Origin of the sequence: Chelativorans sp. J32, from assembly GCF_000518985.1 — a bacterium.
Classification (GTDB): domain Bacteria; phylum Pseudomonadota; class Alphaproteobacteria; order Rhizobiales; family Rhizobiaceae; genus Chelativorans.
The window spans coordinates 57,684-77,514 of the sequence record NZ_JAEQ01000020.1 but is presented as its reverse complement, the minus strand read 5'-3'; the positions used below and the strand labels follow the sequence as shown (position 1 = coordinate 77,514).

17 protein-coding genes are annotated in these 19,831 nt (G+C 60.2%); 4 read left to right on the top strand and 13 right to left on the bottom strand.

Features of this window, described 5'->3' with window-relative positions:
* The first annotated feature begins 60 nt into the window (after window positions 1-60).
* From CHEJ32_RS0120310 to CHEJ32_RS0120300, 3 genes are read left to right on the top strand one after another with little or no spacing between them, the layout of a single operon-like run.
* Window positions 61-561, top strand: coding sequence for a TRAP transporter small permease (locus CHEJ32_RS0120310; RefSeq protein ID WP_028035429.1), 501 nt, complete (start codon window positions 61-63; stop codon window positions 559-561).
* A complete protein-coding gene (locus CHEJ32_RS0120305; protein ID WP_028035428.1) occupies window positions 558-1,853 on the top strand; it encodes a TRAP transporter large permease in 1,296 nt (431 codons plus the stop codon). Before CHEJ32_RS0120310 ends, CHEJ32_RS0120305 begins: the two co-directional genes overlap by 4 nt.
* A complete protein-coding gene (locus CHEJ32_RS0120300) occupies window positions 1,829-2,320 on the top strand; it encodes a DUF3237 domain-containing protein (RefSeq protein WP_245261216.1) in 492 nt (163 codons plus the stop codon). The genes CHEJ32_RS0120305 and CHEJ32_RS0120300 overlap by 25 nt, the downstream gene beginning before the upstream one ends.
* Window positions 2,321-2,390: 70 nt before the next feature.
* Here CHEJ32_RS0120300 and CHEJ32_RS0120295 read toward each other — a convergent pair whose 3' ends face one another.
* On the bottom strand, window positions 2,391-3,854 hold the full coding sequence (locus CHEJ32_RS0120295) for an aldehyde dehydrogenase (RefSeq protein WP_028035426.1): 1,464 nt from the start codon (window positions 3,852-3,854) through the stop codon (window positions 2,391-2,393).
* A 1-nt stretch (window position 3,855) separates the two neighbouring features.
* Window positions 3,856-5,466, bottom strand: a complete 1,611-nt coding sequence (mdlC, locus tag CHEJ32_RS0120290) for a benzoylformate decarboxylase (protein WP_034658858.1) — start codon at window positions 5,464-5,466, stop codon at window positions 3,856-3,858.
* A 93-nt stretch (window positions 5,467-5,559) separates the two neighbouring features.
* Between mdlC and CHEJ32_RS0120285 the strand changes: the two genes are divergently transcribed.
* Entirely contained in the window at window positions 5,560-6,489 is a 930-nt protein-coding gene (locus CHEJ32_RS0120285) for a LysR family transcriptional regulator (RefSeq protein ID WP_028035424.1), read from the top strand.
* A gap of 23 nt (window positions 6,490-6,512) precedes the next feature.
* Here the strand turns inward: CHEJ32_RS0120285 and CHEJ32_RS0120280 are convergent, their stop codons facing one another.
* The 11 genes from CHEJ32_RS0120280 to CHEJ32_RS25485 form a co-directional block, all read right to left on the bottom strand.
* Window positions 6,513-7,244 (bottom strand): GntR family transcriptional regulator, encoded by a 732-nt coding sequence (locus CHEJ32_RS0120280; RefSeq protein WP_028035423.1) that lies wholly within the window; start codon window positions 7,242-7,244, stop codon window positions 6,513-6,515.
* A 125-nt stretch (window positions 7,245-7,369) separates the two neighbouring features.
* Window positions 7,370-7,930 carry a homoprotocatechuate degradation operon regulator HpaR gene (gene hpaR / locus CHEJ32_RS25505; RefSeq protein WP_084032886.1) on the bottom strand — a complete coding sequence of 187 codons (561 nt, stop codon included), beginning with the start codon at window positions 7,928-7,930 and terminating at the stop codon, window positions 7,370-7,372.
* Window positions 7,931-8,107: 177 nt separating this feature from the next.
* Entirely contained in the window at window positions 8,108-9,334 is a 1,227-nt protein-coding gene (locus tag CHEJ32_RS0120270) for an NAD(P)/FAD-dependent oxidoreductase (RefSeq protein ID WP_028035421.1), read from the bottom strand.
* Between the two features lie 158 nt (window positions 9,335-9,492).
* Window positions 9,493-10,557 (bottom strand): ABC transporter ATP-binding protein, encoded by a 1,065-nt coding sequence (locus CHEJ32_RS0120265; protein ID WP_028035420.1) that lies wholly within the window; start codon window positions 10,555-10,557, stop codon window positions 9,493-9,495.
* Window positions 10,557-12,305 (bottom strand): iron ABC transporter permease, encoded by a 1,749-nt coding sequence (locus CHEJ32_RS0120260; RefSeq protein ID WP_028035419.1) that lies wholly within the window; start codon window positions 12,303-12,305, stop codon window positions 10,557-10,559. Before CHEJ32_RS0120260 ends, CHEJ32_RS0120265 begins: the two co-directional genes overlap by 1 nt.
* A 69-nt stretch (window positions 12,306-12,374) precedes the next feature.
* Window positions 12,375-13,418 carry an ABC transporter substrate-binding protein gene (locus CHEJ32_RS0120255; RefSeq protein WP_028035418.1) on the bottom strand — a complete coding sequence of 348 codons (1,044 nt, stop codon included), beginning with the start codon at window positions 13,416-13,418 and terminating at the stop codon, window positions 12,375-12,377.
* 110 nt (window positions 13,419-13,528) lie between these two features.
* Window positions 13,529-14,227 carry a GntR family transcriptional regulator gene (locus tag CHEJ32_RS25500; RefSeq protein WP_051469805.1) on the bottom strand — a complete coding sequence of 233 codons (699 nt, stop codon included), beginning with the start codon at window positions 14,225-14,227 and terminating at the stop codon, window positions 13,529-13,531.
* A 33-nt stretch (window positions 14,228-14,260) separates the two neighbouring features.
* The gene (locus tag CHEJ32_RS0120245; protein ID WP_028035417.1) at window positions 14,261-15,202 is read right to left on the bottom strand and encodes an NAD(P)/FAD-dependent oxidoreductase; all 942 of its coding nucleotides are present in this window, start codon (window positions 15,200-15,202) and stop codon (window positions 14,261-14,263) included.
* An 11-nt stretch (window positions 15,203-15,213) separates the two neighbouring features.
* On the bottom strand, window positions 15,214-16,863 hold the full coding sequence (locus tag CHEJ32_RS26400; protein ID WP_156936753.1) for a hypothetical protein: 1,650 nt from the start codon (window positions 16,861-16,863) through the stop codon (window positions 15,214-15,216).
* Window positions 16,864-16,876: 13 nt separating this feature from the next.
* Complete coding sequence (locus tag CHEJ32_RS25490; RefSeq protein WP_051469803.1) at window positions 16,877-18,406, bottom strand: malonyl-CoA synthase; 1,530 nt, start codon at window positions 18,404-18,406, stop codon at window positions 16,877-16,879.
* On the bottom strand, window positions 18,406-19,785 hold the full coding sequence (locus CHEJ32_RS25485; protein ID WP_051469802.1) for a malonyl-CoA decarboxylase: 1,380 nt from the start codon (window positions 19,783-19,785) through the stop codon (window positions 18,406-18,408). Before CHEJ32_RS25485 ends, CHEJ32_RS25490 begins: the two co-directional genes overlap by 1 nt.
* Window positions 19,786-19,831 lie beyond the last annotated feature (46 nt).

The following is a 19,831-nucleotide window of genomic DNA, read 5'->3' as shown; positions in this document are numbered from 1 at the left end:
ACGGTGATCCGTTCGAAGCAGGCGCTTCGGCGCCTGCCTCTGTGTTCTATGGGGAGGAATATGAAGCGCCTGATTGAACGCTTCTGCGAGGCCGTCGATCTCGTCGCAGGCATATTGCTGGGCCTCTGCACCATCCTGATCGTCATCTCGACAACGGGCCGCTATCTCTTTTCCTGGGCCGTGCCTGATGCTTTCGACCTTTCCCGTCTCCTGATCGGCGCTTGCGTAATGTGGGGCTTTGCTTCGGTCGCCTATCGCGGCGGTCACATCGCAGTCGATCTCTTGTGGGAAGCCCTGTCCCGCCGGTGGAAGGTGGTTCTAGACGTCTTCGCATGGGCCACAATGCTGCTTTTCACGGTTCTTCTGACGGTGATGACCTATCATCGCGTGGCGAGCGCCTATGCCAGCAATGAGGGCACATTCGACCTGCGCATCCCCGTTTGGCCGATGCTCGGGCTGATCTGGCTCGGCTGCGCCGCAAGCGTCATCACACTGGTCTTTGCCTTCTTCCGCGTCCGGTCCGGCAGCCAAACCCATGACATGGAGGGCCCGATCGAATGAGCCTCGGCGATCTCACTGCACTGCTCGGGTTCATAGCCATGTTCGTGCTGATGGCGCTACGTGTACCCATCGGCATCGCGATGGGCCTGGTGGGCGTTTTCGGCTTCGCTGCCATCCGCGGCATAATGCCGGCACTGAACCTGCTCACGACCTCCCCCTTTCGTGTGGTGACGGATTTCAACCTGACGCTGGTGCCGTTTTTCATCCTCATGGGCGCCTTCGCCACCAATTCGGGCATGTCGAAGGAGCTGTTCCGTACCGGCAATGCCTGGCTCGGTTCATTCCGCGGCGGCCTTGCCCTTGCCACGATCTCGGCCTGTGCCGGCTTCGCAGCCATTTGCGGCAGCTCCGTCGCCACGGCTGCGACGATGACCCGGGTCGCCCTGCCGGAAATGCGGGGAGCCGGCTATCACGATTCGACGTCGACGGGCGTCATCGCCGCCGGAGGCACGCTCGGAATCCTTATTCCGCCGTCGGTCGTGATGGTCGTCTACGGCTATCTTACCGAGACGGATGTCGGCCAGCTCTTCATGGCAGGTATTCTGCCGGGCATCCTGGCCACCGTGATGTATATGGGCACGGTGCTGATCGCTCACGCCAAGCGTCTTCCTCCGGGCAAATCCTTCGATATGCGTGAAGCTTTCGCTTCGTTGCGCGAGGTTTGGGCGGTGGCGCTCCTGTTCATCGCCGTGATCGGCGTCATTTATCTCGGCATTGCCACGCCTACGGAAGCGGCGGCGGTCGGCGCATTCGCGACCATGCTCATCGGAGTGGCGCGCGGCCGCCTCAACACGCGGCGTATCCTCGATAGTCTTGTCGAAGCCTTGCGCACATCCGTCGTGCTCTACACGGTCCTGATTGGCGCAATGCTATTCGGATATTTCCTCGCCATCACCCAGTCGCCGCAGAAGCTTACAGCTCTGCTTGTCGGGCTAGACCTCGGCGCCTATGGCACGCTCGCGCTCATCCTGGCCTTCTTCTTCATCGCCGGCGCACTCATGGACGAGATGGCGATGATTGTACTCATGGTGCCGATCGTGTTCCCCGTGATCATGCATTTGGGGTTCGACCCGGTCTGGTTCGGCGTAATCCTGGTGACCTCGTGCCAACTCGGCATGATAACCCCGCCGGTGGGCATCAACATGTTCGTCATCAATTCCATAGCCAAAGACGTGAAATTGACGACCATATTCAGGGGCGTCGGCCCCTTCATTCTCGCCGACATCGTCAGGCTTGTGCTTCTGGTTCTGTTTCCCGCGATTGCGCTATGGCTTCCGATGACGATGAAGTAGGCCTCCTGATGCAGCCGCCCACTCTTCGGCCATTATGCGAGATCAAGGCCCTGCTTTCCGCCCCCATCGAAAAGGGGAATGGGACCGGCGCTCGCTGGAGGATCATCCCCATCACGGGCGGAGTGGTGGAGGGAGAGCGCCTTTCAGGCCGTATCCTCAATCTCGGAGCAGACTGGCAGACCATCTATCAGGATGGTTATGCCGAGCTCGATACGCGGTATGCGATCGAGACCCATGACGGGGCGATGATCGACGTGCGGAATTTCGGATTCCGGCACGGGCCGGCAGACGTGATGGAGCGTCTGGCAGCCGGCGAGCATGTCGATCCGACGCTCTATTACATGCGCACGCAGCCCCGCTTTCATACAGGGGATCCGCGCTATAGCTGGTTGAATAGGACCATTTGCGTCGGGACCGGCGAGCGCCTGCCAAACGCGGTGAGGATCGGCATCTTCGAAGTCCTGTAGCCGTAGCCGCACCGGCGAATTGAGCCGCCGGTTACCGGCGGCTCTCCAAAGGCTCGTGACCTCGTCTAGTCTAGGCGAAATGGATTGTTTTGGTCTCGACATAGTTGTCGAGCCCTTCCGGCCCGCCTTCGCGCCCCATGCCGGATTGCTTGAAACCGCCGAAAGGATGCTTCGGATCGACGATCATGCCATTCACGGTCACGCTGCCGGTCCGCATCCTGCGAGCGATCTCGTAACCGCGCTCGGGATTCGAGGTGAACACCGCCCCGCTCAGGCCGTAGGTCGAGTTGTTGGCCTTGCGGATCGCGTCTTCCTCGTCCTTGTATGTGATGACGGAAACCACGGGGCCGAAAATCTCTTCCTGAGCGATTTTCATATCCGGCTCGACATCAGTGAATACTGTCGGCTCGATGAAATAGCCTTTGTCAAATCCGGCAGGGCGGCCGCCACCGCAGGCGATCTTGGCGCCCTCGCCGCGTCCGGCTTCGATATAGCCCTGCACGCGGCTAAGCTGACGAGCCATCGTCAGCGGCCCCATATGGGTTTCGGGATCGAAGGGATCGCCCACCTTGATATGGGAAACGGCACCCACAAACATGTCGACGAATTCCTGCTTGCGCGCCTCCGGCACCAGGATGCGCGTGAGCGAGAAGCAGACCTGCCCTGTAATCGGCATCGAATAGATCATGAGGCTGGGGAGGGCTTTGGAGAAATCCGCATCATCCAGCAGGATCGCCGCCGACTTGCCGCCAAGCTCGAGGCTGACGCGGGCGAGCCGCTCGGCGCAAACCGCCGCGATGTGCTTGCCGGCAGCGGTGCTACCAGTGAAGGCGACCTTGTCGATCTCCGGATGACGCACCAGGTAATCGCCGCTTTCCCGCCCGGCAGGCACGAGGTTGAAGACTCCCTTCGGGAGGCCGGCCTTCTCGATGCATTCGGCCAGCATATAAGCTTCCAGAGGCGTTTCCGGCGATGGCTTGGCGACGATGGTGCAGCCTGCGGCCAATCCCGCGGCAACCTTGTAGGAAAGAAGAACGAGCGGCGCATTCCAGGGGGTGATCGCAGCACAGACGCCGACCGGCTCCTTCACGACCTTGACCTTACCGCCATCGTCGCGTTTGCGCTCATCGACAAAGGGATAGCTTTCCGCCAGATCGGCATAATAGTTGAAGAGCGTCGGATTTTGGCCCACCAGCTTCTTGGTGAGCATGATCGGCGCGCCTACCTGCAGGGTCCAAGCATTAGCGATATCGTCCAGGCGTTCGGCCAAGAGCTCCGCGACCTTGCGCAGATAGCCCGCGCGTTCGGCGGGGCTCATGCGTGGCCACGGGCCATTGTCGAAGGCTTGGCGGGCGGCTGCGATCGCCCTGTCCATATCCGCCTGGCTCGCCTCCGGATAGCTGAGGACAACCTCTTCGGTAACCGGCGAGACCACCTCGAGCATCTTATTCGAGATCGGCTGCACCCACTCCCCGCCTATGAAGAATTTCTCCGGCGCCTTCGGTGCTTCCACTTTTCGTGCCATTACATTCATGTCAGTTCTCCTCCGTCAGAATGACCTCAAGAACCCGCGGCCCCTTCATGTCGAGAAGGTTCCGCAGGCAAGACCGCAGCTCGCGGCCGCTCGCACATCGCGCGGCACGGCATCCCTGTGCCTCAGCGATGGAGACAAAATCCAAGTGGCCGATATCCACACCGGATACGCGCCGGGCCTGACTCTTCCTTGCGATACCTTTCAGGGCGCCATAACCGCCATTGTTCAGGATGACGACCAGAAGATCGACACCATATTCAGCAGCGGACCACAGCGCCTGGATCGAATAGAGGCTGGAGCCATCGCCGATGATGGCGATCACCGGCGCGTCGGGCCTTGTGAGCGCAGCGCCCACGGCCGCCGGAAGGCCATAACCCAGTCCTCCGCTGGCCGTCGCAAAAAAGCCGCCCGGCCGCTCGATCGGGAAAAAATCGTGCAGCGCATCCCGCGCTGTCGGGGCTTCCTCAACGATGATGCTGTCCTTGGACCGGAGGTCCGAAAGGGTCTGGTAGAAGAACTCGGGTGTGACGCCATCCCTTTCAGGCAGGCGTGGGATAATGCGCGAGTGGTTCTCCCCCAATGCCTCACGCGGGGAGATTCGCATTAGGAGATCCTCGGCCGCCAATCGTATATTGCCAAGAAGTCCCCGACCGGCGACTGCGCCGGCGATCTGCTTGGGATCATCCGAAATGAGGCAGAGGTCCGCGCCTGGTGGAACGTGGTCGCCATGACCGGCAAAGTGATAGGTAAACACCGGCGCACCGAGCACGAGAATGAAGTCCGCCCGGGCGAGAGATTCCGACAAAGCCGGCTGATGCGCGGGGAGAAACCCGGCAAAAAGCGGATGACGTTCCGGGAAGCTGCAGCGGGAGGAGAGCGGGCTCACCCAGACCCTCGACTGAAGTGCTTCGGCGAGCCGAACGGTAGCATCCCACGCCCCGTCTATGTCCACTCCCGGGCCAACGACAAGCACCGGTTTGCGCGCGGCATCCAGACGTCGGGCCAACTCCTCCAATTCGTGCGGGTCGCAGGCAAACGTAGTGGAAACCTGCCGGAACTCCAGCGGCGCGGCAGGCTGGCTCCAATCGCCCAACGGCACGGAAACCATCACCGGACCGCGCGGCGGCTGCATCGCCATATGGTAGGCGCGCGCAAGTGCCGCCGGAACGTCTTGCGCCCGCGCGGGTTCATAGGCCCATTTCACATAGGGCTTGGGAAACTCCGTCGGGCTTTCCGCAAAGAGGAACGGATCGTGCGGGAGCAACTCGCGCGTTTGCTGTCCCGTAGTGATCACGATCGGGGAGCGGTTGCGGAAAGCGGTATAGACATTGCCAAGCGCGTGGCCCAAGCCGGCAGCCGAGTGGAGATTGACGAAAGCGGCCTTGCGCGTCACCTGTGCGTAGGCATCCGCCATCGCCACGACGATCGATTCCTGGAGCCCGAGCACATAGGAGATGTCGGCAGGCAGATCCGCAAACATCGGCAATTCGGTTGAACCGGGATTTCCGAAAATCCGGTCCATGCCGCAAGCTCGCATGAAATCGAAGACGACGTCACCGACCGTCTTCCCTGCCGTATTCGAGAACAGGGGATCCGACGCGATCCTGTTCATCTCTCCTCCCATGCATGCTGCGACATGAGCAGTCTGCCAGAACGAGTACCCCCTTGGAATTGATGAATTCTGCCAAAGTCATTATGATTGGTTATGACCCTGGATATCAAATCGGCCTCCATCCTGATCGAATGTGTACGCCGGGGAAGCCTTGGCCGGGCGGCATCAGCGCTCAATCTGACGCAACCCGCGGTCACACGCGTGATCAGGCTCCTGGAGGCGAGCTACGGGGTGCCCCTGTTCGAGCGAAACACGCGGGGCGTCGTTCCCACCATCTATGGCGAGGCCTTGCTGCCTTATGCGAAGCTGCTGGTCTCCGAGGCCGGCAATGCAAGCGATCTGATAAAGCAGATGCGCGGTGCCAGTCGTGGCGTCGTCCGCGTCGGCGGCGTTTCGAGCGTGGTGGGAGGCCTACTCGTCAGCGCGATCCGGGAAATGCGCCAACAATATCCGGAAGTTCAGTTTCGGATTGTTGAGGAATTGGAAGACCGGTTGCTGGAAGGCCTAAAGAGCGGAGAAATCGATCTGGCGATTTCCCCGGAACCGTACGCGGATGATGAGATTGCGTTGGCCATTCCCGATGCACTGCACGACGTCGTTTTCGTCTACACGCGCGCGGACAATCCACTGCTGGAAAAAACCGAGCTCTCGCTGAATGAGGTTGCGCGGCAGAACTGGGCTCTTCCGCCCACCGACACGCCGATCGTAAGGGAATGGCTGCGCCGTTTCCATAGCCAAGCCATCGAGCCCAATCCACCTACGATCGTGTCGCGCTCCGTCCAGGTGATCAAATCGGCCGCCATGACGGATGACGTACTGTGCTGGATGCCAATGCCTCTGGTAGCCTCCGAGGTGAAACGAGGCGAGTTGGGTCGAGTACAGGTCCCTGCGCTCGAGTGGAGGCGCACCTTCAGGGTCTATCGCCGGAAGAAGGGAATGATGCCGCCCTCGGTCGCCATCCTCATTCAATTCATCCGACGCACGGCCGGCCATAATTGGGCAGAGGACGTAAGGCAATCATAGCCACTCGCCGGGAAGTCCCGCAGTCACAGGACCAGCGCCAAGCCAGGCAGATGCTCGATAAGGCTGCGGTCCTCGTTGATGACATATTCGAGGTTGCGCCGGGCGGCACGCGCATGTTCCCGAGCCAGCGCCTCGGCACGAAAACCCTCCCGGTTCGATATCGCGGACACGATTGCCCTATGTTGCTCCTGTGCAGTGTTGAGCGAGCGGCGGAAAACCAGCACATCCGCCCTCTCCTGCAGGAAGGCGGAAGGCGATGCAAATGGAAGGCGCGTTGCCCTTTCCACCTCGCGCTGCACTATGTCGCTGCCCGACAGAGCCGCCAATTCTTTGTGGAAGAGCCCGTTTAGCTCCCTGTAACCGTCGAAATCCACGTCACCGGGCGCCGGGCCGAAGCACTCGTCCAGACTGGCGACGATGGATTGCATGCGGGCAAGCATGGCAGGAGCAACGCCGCGCTCTGCGGCAAGCCTGGCCGCCGTACCCTCCATCACCCCGCGCAGCTCGATCGCGTCGATCACGTCATTGAACCGGAAGGTGCGAACGACGAAGCCCCCACTGCGCACCCGCTCGAGCAGCCCCTCCTCGGCCAATCGCAACAGGGCTTCGCGGACCGGCGTGCGCGAAATCTTCAATTGCTCCGCCAGGGGAACCTCGAAGAGCCGCATCCCGCCGGACAGTTCTCCGCTCAGAATTCTCTTTCGCAGCTCGATCAATGCCCGGATTGCATGGGTCTTGCCGGTATTCTGCTCCATAACGATAAGCCTTTCCGTCCCTCATCCCGAGTATACACGCCGCCGAAAGGCTAGCAAATTCAAAGACAGGGCAATAAGGCCGGCGCCCGGCACCTCAACCCATCAGCTGGGATCGAGCCGCCGCCTCAATCTCCGGAGGGATTTTTCGGGCGTCCTCTTTGCTGACCGCTGCTCAGCTGGCTTATCTCAGGACTGAGTTCATCTTCGTCATAGACGATGGGAGGCAGCTTCTCGAGCTGTTCAACCAGATATCTGAGCTGCGTCTGAATCTCTTCGATACGATCGTCACCGACGACGCTTCTGATTTCAGCGTAGATGCCATCCGAATAGGGCATCACAGCATCGATCAGCGTCCAGCCTTTGGGTGTTATGGAAACCAGCGTGCGACGTAGATCCTCGGGAACCGCGCTTCTTTGCACCAGCCCCCTCTCTTCCATGTCGTTCAAAATTCGGGAAAGGGAAGGAGCAAGCAAGCAAGTGGCCTCAGCCAGCGCAGTCACCTCCATTGCTTCAACCGAACTCAACACCCTGAGCACGCGCCACTGCTGTTCTGTAATGTTGAAGAGCCGCAAAGCGGGTCGGAAGCGGTTCATCACTGCTTCGCGCGCGCGCAACAGTGAATAGGGAAGAGATCTGGAGAAGCCTCGAAGCCGAAGCTTCACCCGCCCGCCAACTATTTCGCTCATCTGGAATTCTCTTCTGAAACAGAGGGGATTAGAAGATAGGCAGGTGAGCGCCGAAGGGCAATAATAAACCGCCTTTTTCCGCCGTTCCGGCCGATTTTTGAAAGGATTTCACCTATCTGGCTGCGACTATAGACTAGCCCATCCGCCTTCTCGATCCGGGCATCACCTCGAAGACGCTCACGAAGACTTGAGCAACGCTTTCAGCTCGCCATCGGGAGCGCAGGCCATCTCAGGCGTGATCTCGACACCAGCACTTAGCAGCCGCCGCGTCAGCATGTGAATTCCTGGGTCGTTTATGGATTCGGTGGCCACGGCTCTTCCGTCACGGAAGAGAAATACAGAGAATTTCCGGCTTTCCGGATCGCCGCGGAGGATTTCCTGATCTCCGGGTGCGGCCAGTCCAGCGATCTGCAACCGCGCATCACCTTGGTAGGACCAGAACCATGGCAAGCTGTCATAGCGCTTGGCGTCCCCGGTTAGGCGTTCCGCGATGGTGCGCGCATGGTCGACTGCGTTCTGGACCGATTCCAGCCGCACCATACAGCCCGCCTGTACGCTCGGGTAAGAAGCGCAGTCCCCAAGCGCTGAGATCGCTGCATCCTCGGTAAGCAATCGCTCGTCCACTACGATACCATTCTCGACGTGCAAGCCTGCCTCAGCTGCAAGCTCGACATTCGGCACAACACCAGCGGCAAGGAGAACGGCATCGGCACGAAGCGGCCTGCCGTCTGAAAGCAGAACCGTGCATCCCTCAGAATCGTATTCCACGCTCTCGACGGTAACGCCAAAATGAAGCCGAACGCCGTGCTGGAGGTGAAAAGCGCGGAAATAGTCGGAAGTGGCATGGGATACGACGCGCCCCATCAGCCGCCCCGCCGCCTCTATGACGTCGACCTCGACATTCTGAGCGCGTAGGAGACTTGCGACCTCGAGGCCTATGAAACCGCCTCCAATCACGACAACTTTGCCGAGCGAGGGAAGCCGCTCCATGAGACGTATTGCGTGTTGCAGCGTCCGCAGTTCCAAAACGGCGGGATTGTCGAGACCAGGCGCGCGAAGCTTTCGATTGCGCGATCCCGTAGCGAGAACGAGGTGACCGTAACTCATCACTTCGCCATTCTCGAAGCGGACGGATTTGCTCGCGCGGTCGATCGCGGTCACGCTACGGCCGAGCAGAAGTTCGATTTTCCTTTCTGCGAAGAAGCTTCCGTCACGCAGTTGCACGCCGCGAAGTTGGCCGCCACCCTTGATGAAATCTTTCGATAGGGGCGGCCTTTGATAGGGTAGATCCGGCTCGTCACCGACAACCACGATTTCGCCGTCGAAATGCTTTTGCCGCAGGCTGATGGCGGCCTCCACACCACCCTGCCCCGCTCCGACGATGACGACCCTATCGCTTGCCAACTGATCTTCTCGCAATGTTCGGCGGCACGAAATCGGCCGGCCCAATTCATCCAAATCTATTTAACAAATTAAATTTATCACCCGCAAGCGTTATGGTCTCATGCCGTCCCCACCCGATCTGCCGCGGAAAGCACCGGTAGGTCAAACTCCTTGAGAGCCTAAGATATAGGAACCATCTGGCTCGGATCCAGCTGAACCCAGGCTTCTGCACCGATTTCGAAGACATCCGATGGAGGAGCGACAACGCGCAGCCGCATGCTTTCCTCGCTCGCAAACATATAGTCCCAGGTCTCGCCGAGGAAGGCGCGCTCCACCACCTTCCCCCTCAATGTGATCTGGCCGGGAGCAATGGGCTCTTTGGCGCAAAGCCTCAGTGATTGCGGCCTCACCGAAACGGCTACGTCTCTCCCGGCCGTCCCTGCGATGCCGAGGACTTCGGAAGGAAGCGAGAAGCCATCAAAGGCAATGGAGTTGTTTTCCTTTCGTCCGGACAGAAAATTTGTGCGTCCTATAAAATTCGCGACGAAGCGCGTCCTCGGCTTCGTGTACAGCTTATAAGGTTCGTCGACCTGCTCTATGCGGCCCTGGTTCATCACCGCGATCCGATCGGACGTTACCATCGCCTCGCTCTGATCGTGGGTGACATAGACCGAGGTGATCTTGAACTCGTCATGGATGCGGCGGATCTCGAACCGCATCTCCTCTCGGAGATTGGCGTCCAGATTGGAGAGCGGCTCATCGAGGAGCAGGACAGAAGGCCTGACGACCACGGCGCGTGCGAGCGCGACGCGTTGCTGTTGGCCGCCGGACAGTTCCGCCGGATAACGCTCGGCAAGCGCGTTCAGCTGCACAACTTCGAGAATTTCACCGACGCGCTTCCTGATCTCGTCCGTATGCAGCTTTCGAAGCTTCAGGCCGAACGCGACATTCTCCGCTACCGTCATGTGGGGCCATATGGCGTAGCTCTGGAAAATCATGGACATGCCGCGCTTTTCCGGCGGTATCGATCCGGTAGGTGAGGACAATATCCTGCCATTGAGCGAGATGGTCCCGCTGGTGGGATCGATAAAGCCCGCTATCATCCTGAGCGTCGTCGTCTTGCCGCAACCCGAAGGCCCCAGAAGCGAGACGAACTCTCCGGGATTTAGCGCGAGATCGACGTCGAGGACGGCATCGACATTGCCAAATCTGCGGCCGAGGCCGCTCAGCACAAGCCCTTCCATCACGTTCTCCTCAACATGAAGTCTCGGCCCAGGAAACGGACGCCTATGGCCATGACGCCGACAATGATCAGCAGCAACACGCTGCCCAGGGCTGAGAGTCGTTCGAGCAATCCCTCCTCGCTCATATCCAGCAAGACGACCGACACGACGCGCGTGTTCGGCCCGACCAGGAATACGGCCGTCGAGAGCTCCTGTGCAGCCGGCACGAAAATGAGGAGCCATCCGCTTGCCAGCGTGCGCTTGAGAAGCGGCCCCACCACCTTGCTGATGGCCGTCAACCTGCCGCCGCCCAGAATGCGCACGGCCTCCTCCATTTCCGGATGGATCGCCCGCATGCCCGCCGTGCCGGTTGTATAGGCGATCGGCAGAAAGCGCGTGGTGAAGGCCAGGATCAGGATCAGGTAGGTGCCGTAGAGGCCGACCGGCGGCAGCGCATAGACGGCATAGAAGCCGATCGCCAGAACGATGCCGGGAATGACGAAGGGCGACATTGCAAGAAAGCCCAAAGCACCGCTCATCGGCAGAAGGCGCCGCTGGACGATATAGGCGATGGCGAGAGCGAGCAGGATGGCGATCGTGGCCGCGGCAGCCCCCGTCGTAAGACTGGTGATGAGCGCCTGCTGCGAGCTCGAATGCTCGAACAGGACGTAGCGGAAGTTCTGCAGCGTCAGATTGTCCAACGAAATGCCTCCCACCCACGATCTGCTGAAAGCGGCCATGAGAAGCACAAGAAGCGGCAGAACGACGGATAAGAGGACGACGAACATGCTGTAGACGAAAACCACCCAGCGCCATTTCCCCAGCTTTACGATACGCCGCTCACCGCCCTTGCCGCTGACCGCGGCGAAACCGCGGCGAGCGAGAAGCTTTCTTTGCAGCGCCATCAGGCCAGCCGTGATCAGAAGCAATGGAATGGAGTAGGCGGCAGCGACTTCGACACGCAGCGGATAGCTGAAGAACTCGGTCAGTTGGATCACCACCACCGGGAAACGGGCCGGAATGGAAATGAGGGCCGGCACGCCATAAAGCGCGATGGAAATCAGGAATGTAAGAAGCGCGCTGCCCAGTATTGATGGCAGGACCAGCGGCAGCGTCACTTTCATAGCCGTTGTGAACGGCCCTGCCCCCAGCATATTGGCTGCATCCTCCATTTCGGAGTTGATCATTTCAAAGGCAGCACTAACCAGGATGAAGACCGTGAAATAGGTGTTGATCGCCATGACCAGCACCAGCCCGGGAAAACTGAAGACGTTGACGAGCGGCTCCGTAGACCCGGTGATCGCCTGCCACACCACATTGATCCAACCCGAATTGGGGCCGGCAAGCAGGATCCAGCCGACACCTCCCAGATAGGGAGGCATCACGAAAGCACCGAAGATGCCCACGCGGATGATATTGCGGAACGGCATATCGGTCCGCGTGCACGCCCAAGCCAAGGGCACGCCGAACAGCACGGAAAGAACGACGACCGCCGCCCCCATATAGAGCGTGTTGATCAGCGCCTCGACATGCCGCGCCTTCCCATAAGCGTCGATATAGTTCTGGATCGTGAAGCCGCCGGTTGCCGGGTCGGTGAAGCTCTTTGTCACCAGAGCGCCGACAGGGGCAATGATCAGGAGCACAAGGATAACCGCCAGCACGATCCAAAGCAGGCTGCTCGGCTGGAAGCGGCGCAGCCAGGATACGTGCGACTGGGAGGCGACGGCCTCTATTCCGGTGTGCGATGGCGAGCTTGAAAGGGATGTCATGGCAGCGGGCCGCCTCCATCATCGGGCGAGAGGGGCGCGTCCCACGCGCCCCTGGCGATGCGAAATGGGCTAGATGCCGAAGATGTCCCGGAACTTGTCCTGGACCTCAGGCAGGCCCTGCACCGCATCCGTGACCGGCACCGTGATGACCTTACTGGTGTCGAGCGGCTCGATGCCTTCCGCGGTATCTACCCCGGCGCGCAGGGGGTAGCGCTTCAAATCACGCAGCCAGACCGAATATTCTTCGCTCAGCATGAACTCCGCGAAGAGCTTTGCCGCATTGGGATGCGGAGCACCTGCGAGAACACCCGTGCCGCTCGGCGGCAGCATCAAACCTTCCGAGGGCACGACCGTCGTTACGGGCTGGCCTTCCGCTTCTCCCTGGCGCGAAAGCGCGATCGCCGTCACCGCGATCTTTCTTTCACCGGAGACCACCAGGTTGTAACCGTCCGCAGTCGAGCGGCCGATCTGCGGATTGCCCTCATTGAGCTTCTCGAAATACTCCCACCCGAAGAGGTTTTTCATCGCCAGCGTCCATAGGCCGGCGCTGCCGGAAAAGCTCGGATGGCTGATGGCGACCTGATCTTTCCACTTGGGATCAGTGAGATCGCTCCAGCTCTTCGGTGCGTCCTCTTCCTTCACCAGATTGGTGTTGTAAGCGATGCCGTAAGGAGAGACACTGGAGACGAAGAAATAACCCTCGTCATCATTCATCGGCTTCAGAACCGGAGACATGAACTCGACACTTTGCGGCAAGAATTTCTCAAGCGCGTTGAGCTTCTTCAGTTCGAGCAGATCGGACTGGTCATTGGTGCTGAACACATCGCCCTGAACAGCTCCGGCTTGGACTTCCTGCATCACGCGTTGGAACGTGACCCCTCCCGTGGCGCGAACGGGACTGCACTTGATCCCCTCATATCGCTTCATGAAGAGCTGGCACGCGGATTCCGACATTTCCGTCGTGAATTGCGATGTATACCAGATTACCTCCCCTTCCGCCGTTGCAGCTTCGTAAAGCGGCTTCTCATAAGCGGTAAAATCCTCCGATTGCGCCAGCGCTGTGGCCGGAAGCAATGCGGCAAAAGCTGCCGCTGCCAGGACATTCTTCAACATTTCTTCCTCCCAAGAAAATGTTCTGCACCTGCTCTGAATTGCATACATTACATAGCAATTGTATGCAAGACGACCTTACTTTGCATTTTCTGTGGTACCTCGGCTCAGCATCAGGCCTCTGCCGCCATCTTTTCATCCCCGAACGGAAGCGAGCTGACGGCGGACAGGAAATCGCTGAACATGTCGCCCTGTATGAGCACATGCTTTTCGATGAGCTCCTCCGCCTTTGCCGAATCCCGCGCTCGAAGGGCGGCGATTACGTCGTCATGCTCGGCGGCTGATCGTTCGAGACGTCCGGGAACGCGCAGCTGGAGCCGCCGGTAGGGCTTCAGGCGCTTGTGCAGCGTCGTAGCGGTGGCCGCCAGAAAGCTGTTGCCGCTGGCAGCATAGAGAAGCAGGTGAAAACGCTCATTGGCGTAATAATAGTCATCCGCCTTCCCATTCCTGAGCGCCGCCATGCATTCTTCCTGCGCGGTAGCCATCTCCCCCAGTTGCCGGGTGCTGATGCGCCGAGCAGCCAGCCGTGCGCACATACCCTCCAGTTCCGCCATCACCTCGAACATACCGATCATTTCGGGAAGCGAAATCTCGTGCACGAAGGCGCCGCGGTGCGGCAGGATCTTCACGACACCGGTCGCACTCAGCTGCTTCAAGGCTTCCCGGATCGGCGTGCGCGAAACCTGATAGCGGGCGGCCAAGGTGGTCTCGTCGAGACGTTCCCCTGGCTTGTAGATGCCTGTTACGATGTCTTCCTCGATCGCATCACGCAGAAGGGCCGCACGGCTTTGCTTCAAGGGCTTTTCATTCATGATCTTAGGCTCGATCTTGCTCCAACCAGCCGATTATTCCACCGCACGTGCCTTTTCAAAGCCTTCACTGAGATAATTGAGAGCGGCAATGGCGGCAGTCGCGCCATCCCCCGCGGCTTCGGCCAACAGCGCGACCGATGCGTGACGGATATCACCAGCCGCGAACACCCCCGGAAGCGAAGTTTGCATGAAGCGGTCGGTTAGAACCCTCCCATCCTCCGCCAGATCGAGCTTTCCCTTGAGAAAATCGGTATTCGGCTCAAGCCCGACATAGACGAATACGCCGTCGACGCTCTCCCGACGGGAAGCGCCCGTGATACGGTCTCGCACCAAAAGTCCCTGGACCACATTGTCGCCGATGATTTCCTCGACCGTGGAGTTCAGGCAGATCCTGACATTTTCAAGCGCGGACACCTTCTCCACCGTCGGCTTGGCAGCGCGGAAGCTCTCGCCTCTATGAATGAGAAGGACCTGCCCCGCATGGGTGGCCAGAATAAGCGCCTCGTCAAAAGCCGAATCGCCGCCTCCGATGACCGCAACGGTTTTGCCGCGGTGAAGCGGACCGTCGCAGGAGGCGCAGTGAGAGACCCCCCTGCCTTCCAATCGTTCCTCGCCGGGCACACCCAGCGCGCGGCGGCTCGAGCCTGCCGCGACGATCAGCGCCCGCGCGGTGATTTCCCCTTGCGAGCATCTCAACACCCGGGCAGGTCCGTCGAGAAGAACCTCCTCCACCGCATCGAGCAGGAATTCCGCCCCTGCCTGCTCGGCCTGTTCCTGCATCGCGGGCCCTAGCTCGAATCCGGCAACGGGTTCCACCGCCCCCGGAAAGTTCTCGATCCGCTCGACGGTCATGATCTGACCGCCTGCGCCGAGCTTTTCCACGACGGCGACACGCGCGCCGCGGCGCGCCGCAGTAGCCGCGGCGCTCAATCCCGCGACCCCGGCGCCGATTACAACGATGTCGAACTCATCCATGTCCGGTCCGCCTAGCGCCACTCGTCAATGGAGATCGTGGCCTGATATCGCGCACCCATGATCTGCCAATAGCCATTCGTCTCCCCGCCGACCACGACAGCATTGATCTCCGGCAGACGGAAGATATGGACCAGCTCGTCTGGCCCCTTCTTCAATTCGCTCGCCATCGGCTCCTCACCGAATGTGGCGCGTGGATAGACGTAGTTCTGGATCAGTTGTAGATCCCAGTAGCGGCTTGCCGGCATCATGGCGGTCTCATGGATCCAGGAAATGAGATCGGCCTTTTTGGTGAAACCACCCCGTTCCACGAACTGGCGCGCGGTGATCGGATCGAGCAGCAACACGGGAGCCGTTACCGCGTCGGTGCCAAGCAGCATGTCGCGCACATGTTCGCGCCAGTGCTGCTCCCGCAAGCCCAGGCTGAACGTGGTCGAGCGGCAGCCGAAGAAGATGCTGACGGTGCTTGCATCGGCATCGAACCCCTTCTGCACATGCAGCGGTTCCCAGGGACTCCGTTCCTCATTTTCCGCGAAGGTGATGCTGTTATAGGTATAATTGTTGCCGAGCGAGCCCATGAAAGTTTCGCCCGGCACGGATCCGCCCTGCAGATTCTGCGACAGCAGGCCGTAAGCGCGGCCAATGGTGGCGTTGGCATGATTGTAGGGCCCCAAGGCCCCGATGCCCATATTCATACCGATCTCATGACGGACCGGCCCGTTGACGACCACCATCGCCGAACCAGAACTCGAGGTGCTCCCTCGCGCGCTCACGCCGCTGGCGGCAAGAGCGAGGATCACGGGAAAATATTCCGGCCGGGCGCCAGCCATGACGGCGTTTACCGCCACCTTTTCGACCGTGTAGCTCCATGCACCACGATTGGCGGTCGGCTGCATCTTGCCGACCACTTCATCAGGGGCCCGGCTCGTACCCTTGAGCATCTGAGCCACCCGCTCTTCCGTGGGAAGAACGATCGGCAGTTTGTCCGTCCAGTTGTTGCGGAGAAAGAGTTCGTGCAGGTTCTCTTCCGTGTCCGCCGGAAGAAGGCGCTCTGTCGGGGCCTTCGCGACAACCAGATCAGCGGACGAAGTTTGCGCGAGCCCCTGGGTCAAAGCCTCCACAATCTCGCGCATCACCGGCTCACCACGGACCGGATCGGCTCCCAACACGTATTCGCGCAGCTCGGCCGGCGTCTTGCCCATTACCGGCTGCGGCACGAAAACCAGAGGCAGTTGCGGCAGGCCACCCATGCGGGCAACCGATTTCACGACTTTCTCGAACTTGTCTGTATGGACCGCGACCGTCGGGACCCCATACTTGGTCTCAAGCGTGATCGCGTGGGTGCACACGGCCGGCGCGCAGGTGCTGCAATGCCCGACGCCGAGGATCGCACCATGCCCATTGGCCCGGATCTCCTCCCAAAGCGCGGGATCATCCTTCGCGTAGGTGCTCGCGAGCTGGACGATCTTGGTTTTTACGCTGGGCATATATTCGCGAAACCAGATCTCGATCTGCTTCAACAGCTCGATCGAGTCGTCAAAGCGGCTGTCAACAAGATAGATGGTCTTGCCGTCTAGCGTGCCCAGCCGGGGCGCCGGTGTTCTGCCGGTGACCACCGGAGGGTATCCACGCGGATCAAGGACACTTATTCCGGTGTCAGCCATCGTCCGTTCTTTTTCAACGAGCATTCTCCACCTCCCTGGTGCTCCGCTGGTTCGCCGCAGCAGCATGGTTCCGCCGCAGGACTTCCTTCTGCACTTTGCCCATCGTGTTCCGCGGCAATTCCGCAAGGAAAACGATCTCCCGCGGCTGTTTATATCGGGCAAGCCGGCTGCCGAGATGATTTTCGATATCTGCAGCCTGCACGTCGCAGCTGCCATCGCGGACGATCGCCGCGACAACCCGTTCTCCCATGTCCGCGTCCTCCACGCCGAAAACGGCGCTCTCGGCTACGCCCGGGATGGCATCGATCTCTACCTCGATCTCCTTCGGATAGACATTATAGCCTCCGGTGATCACCAGATCCTTCTGCCGTCCGATGATATGGATGTATCCGTCCCCGTCGACCTTGCCCAGGTCGCCAGTGATGAAGTAGCCGTCGGCGGTAAACTCCGAAGCTGTCTTCTCCGGCATCCGCCAGTACCCCTGGAAAACGTTCGGACCCTTCACCTGGATCATGCCGATTTCATCGGTGGGCAGAGGGGTGTTGGTCTGCGGATGGACGATGCGCGCACTCACGCCGGGGAGCGGAAAGCCTACCGTGCCTGCACGCCGCTCCTCGTCATACGGGTTCGACGTATTCATGTTCGTCTCGGTCATCCCGTAGCGTTCGAGAATGGCGTGGCCGGTCCGCTCTTTCCATTCTTCATGTGTCTCCGCCCGCAGCGGAGCGGATCCGGAGATGAAGACGCGCATATGGCGGCATGCTTCTGCTGTAAGACCAGGATGGGAAAGCAGGCGCGTATAGAAGGTCGGAACGCCCATCAGGACCGTCGCGGAGGACATCGCATCCATGACGGCGTCCGGATCGAACTTCGGCAGAAGAATAACCGAAGCCCGGGAAAAGAAGGTGAGGTTCAGCGCAACAAAAAGGCCATGCGTATGGAAGATCGGCAGCGCATGGATCAGGACGTCGTCCTGCGTGTAACGCCAAGACTCCTTCAGCGCGGTCACGTTGGAAAGCAGATTGCCATGGCTGAGCATGGCGCCCTTGGAGCGTCCTGTGGTGCCGGATGTATAGAGAATGGCGGCAAGATCGTCGTCCGACACCGCAACCGTCTCGAAATGATCTTCCTGGTTCTCTACCAGCGCATCGAGGCTTCCGCCCAGGGCGAGCACTTGCGTGAGACCATCACGGCAGAGATCACGCGCCGACGCCTCTCGCGCGGGATCGCATACGAAAACAGTCGGCTCGGCATCGCCAATGAAATAGGAAGTTTCCGCCGGCGTATAGGCCGTGTTGAGGGGCAAATAGACCGCCCCCATGCGCAGCACACCGAGATAAAGAAGAACCGCACCCAGCGACTTCTCGGCCTGTACCGCCACCCGATCTCCCGGCTTAACGCCTAACCCGCGCAGGGCATTGGCATAGCGCGCCGACATCCGATCGAGATCACGGTAGCTCACCTGGCCGTGCGCCGGAACAATCAGCGCGGTCCGGTCAAGCCCGGCATGCGCGATCAGGTGCGAGAACAGGTTGTTCGTCATTACATAATTGCCTTCTCTGATTCTGTCCTGTCCGGTCGAAAGAGCTTGCGGGTTTCCGGCGAGGCGACCACCTCTCCGTTTTCCGCAAAACGCTCGTGATTTTCCTCGATCATTCTCGGCTCGTAGAGATAGTTGACCATCACGCCGAAGGACTGCCGCATCGCCCGCGCAGACTTGTCCGCCAGCAAATTGATACGTTCGAGCCGGGCGCCATTGCCGAGATGGAATCGGGCAACCGGGTCCAGGGGGCGGCCATCCCCTCGCTTGGCCGATAGCAGATAGGCCGCGGCCGCGCGCAACAAGGCCCGGCGGACCTCGGCATCGTGCTCCTCGTGCTTGAGGAGATCTTTCCCCGTCAGGACCTCCCTGTCCTCGATGCTGATCATCCGCAACGAGTTTTGGCCCAGCTCTTCGCGCAGCCAGTCTGCAAAGCCCGGCACGGGGGAAAGGGTGACAAAGGTTCTGAGATTGGGAAGCTCCTGCTTCAGGTCCGTCACCACTTGTTTGATGAGAAGATTGCCGAAGGAGATGCCCTTCAGCCCGTTCTGGCAGTTGGAGATGGAGTAGAAGACCGCGGTGCTTGCGTCCTCGGCAGCGATCGACTCCCGTCCCACATCCAGGACGGCATCCATCGAGGTGATGATCTGCCCTGCAAGAGCCACCTCGACAAAGATCAGCGGCTCGTCCGGCATCTGCGGATGGAAGAAGGCGAAGCAGCGCCGATCCCGAGGCTCCACGCGGCGGCGCAGTTCGTCCCAGTCGGTGATCTCATGCACCGCCTCATATCGGATGATCTTTTCCAGTATGTTGGCAGGCGTGTGCCAGTCGATGGCCTCCAGCGTGAGGAATCCCCTGTTGAACCAGGAGGAGAAGAGATGGACGAAATCATCGTCGACCGCGGCGAGCTCCGGTTCCTGGACCAGACGCGACAGTACATGCTCACGCATACGGACCAGGGCGCGCGTCCCTCCTGGCGCCATGTTGAGGCGACGGAAGAGCTCCTGGCGCCGCGGCTCTGCCGCTTTATGCAGATTGCCGGCGGCGCTCGCCTCGCCGGTCGCGGCATAGGTTGTGATCGCCTGCGCAAGTGCATCCCGATCGACACCGAAGCCGTCAAGCAGTGTCCTGAGGAAGGCATTTTGGCTTTCGGGCGTAGCTTTGGCATATGCATCCAGGAGCAGGCTGGCGAGGGCGACCCCCGAGACCTCTCCCCGTCGCGACAACAACAGCTCGCAGATCTGCCCCAGATCCGCTTCCTTGGGCGTCAGACCGCCAGTGCCTCCAAGGGAAGGCCAGCGCCGATCCGTCAGCGCCTGGATGAAATCCGCGACGAATGAAGAGATTTCCAGTCGCCTGCCAAGCCTAGTCTGCGACCACATAAGCTCATCCTCCACATAATTGCATACAATACCTTCCCACAAGCAT

Coding starts and splice junctions, on each gene's coding strand:
- CHEJ32_RS0120260 (WP_028035419.1), bottom strand. CDS start 12,305: ATGACATCCCTTTCAAGCTCGCCATCGCACACCGGAATAGAGGCCGTC.
- CHEJ32_RS0120265 (WP_028035420.1), bottom strand. CDS start 10,557: ATGGAAGGGCTTGTGCTGAGCGGCCTCGGCCGCAGATTTGGCAATGTC.
- CHEJ32_RS0120305 (WP_028035428.1), top strand. CDS start 558: ATGAGCCTCGGCGATCTCACTGCACTGCTCGGGTTCATAGCCATGTTC.
- CHEJ32_RS0120245 (WP_028035417.1), bottom strand. CDS start 15,202: ATGGATGAGTTCGACATCGTTGTAATCGGCGCCGGGGTCGCGGGATTG.
- hpaR (WP_084032886.1), bottom strand. CDS start 7,930: ATGAGCGAAATAGTTGGCGGGCGGGTGAAGCTTCGGCTTCGAGGCTTC.
- CHEJ32_RS26400 (WP_156936753.1), bottom strand. CDS start 16,863: ATGGCTGACACCGGAATAAGTGTCCTTGATCCGCGTGGATACCCTCCG.
- CHEJ32_RS0120310 (WP_028035429.1), top strand. CDS start 61: ATGAAGCGCCTGATTGAACGCTTCTGCGAGGCCGTCGATCTCGTCGCA.
- CHEJ32_RS25490 (WP_051469803.1), bottom strand. CDS start 18,406: ATGACGAACAACCTGTTCTCGCACCTGATCGCGCATGCCGGGCTTGAC.
- CHEJ32_RS25500 (WP_051469805.1), bottom strand. CDS start 14,227: ATGAATGAAAAGCCCTTGAAGCAAAGCCGTGCGGCCCTTCTGCGTGAT.
- CHEJ32_RS0120300 (WP_245261216.1), top strand. CDS start 1,829: ATGGCTTCCGATGACGATGAAGTAGGCCTCCTGATGCAGCCGCCCACT.
- CHEJ32_RS0120280 (WP_028035423.1), bottom strand. CDS start 7,244: ATGGAGCAGAATACCGGCAAGACCCATGCAATCCGGGCATTGATCGAG.
- mdlC (WP_034658858.1), bottom strand. CDS start 5,466: ATGAACAGGATCGCGTCGGATCCCCTGTTCTCGAATACGGCAGGGAAG.
- CHEJ32_RS0120285 (WP_028035424.1), top strand. CDS start 5,560: ATGACCCTGGATATCAAATCGGCCTCCATCCTGATCGAATGTGTACGC.
- CHEJ32_RS0120295 (WP_028035426.1), bottom strand. CDS start 3,854: ATGAATGTAATGGCACGAAAAGTGGAAGCACCGAAGGCGCCGGAGAAA.
- CHEJ32_RS0120255 (WP_028035418.1), bottom strand. CDS start 13,418: ATGTTGAAGAATGTCCTGGCAGCGGCAGCTTTTGCCGCATTGCTTCCG.
- CHEJ32_RS25485 (WP_051469802.1), bottom strand. CDS start 19,785: ATGTGGTCGCAGACTAGGCTTGGCAGGCGACTGGAAATCTCTTCATTC.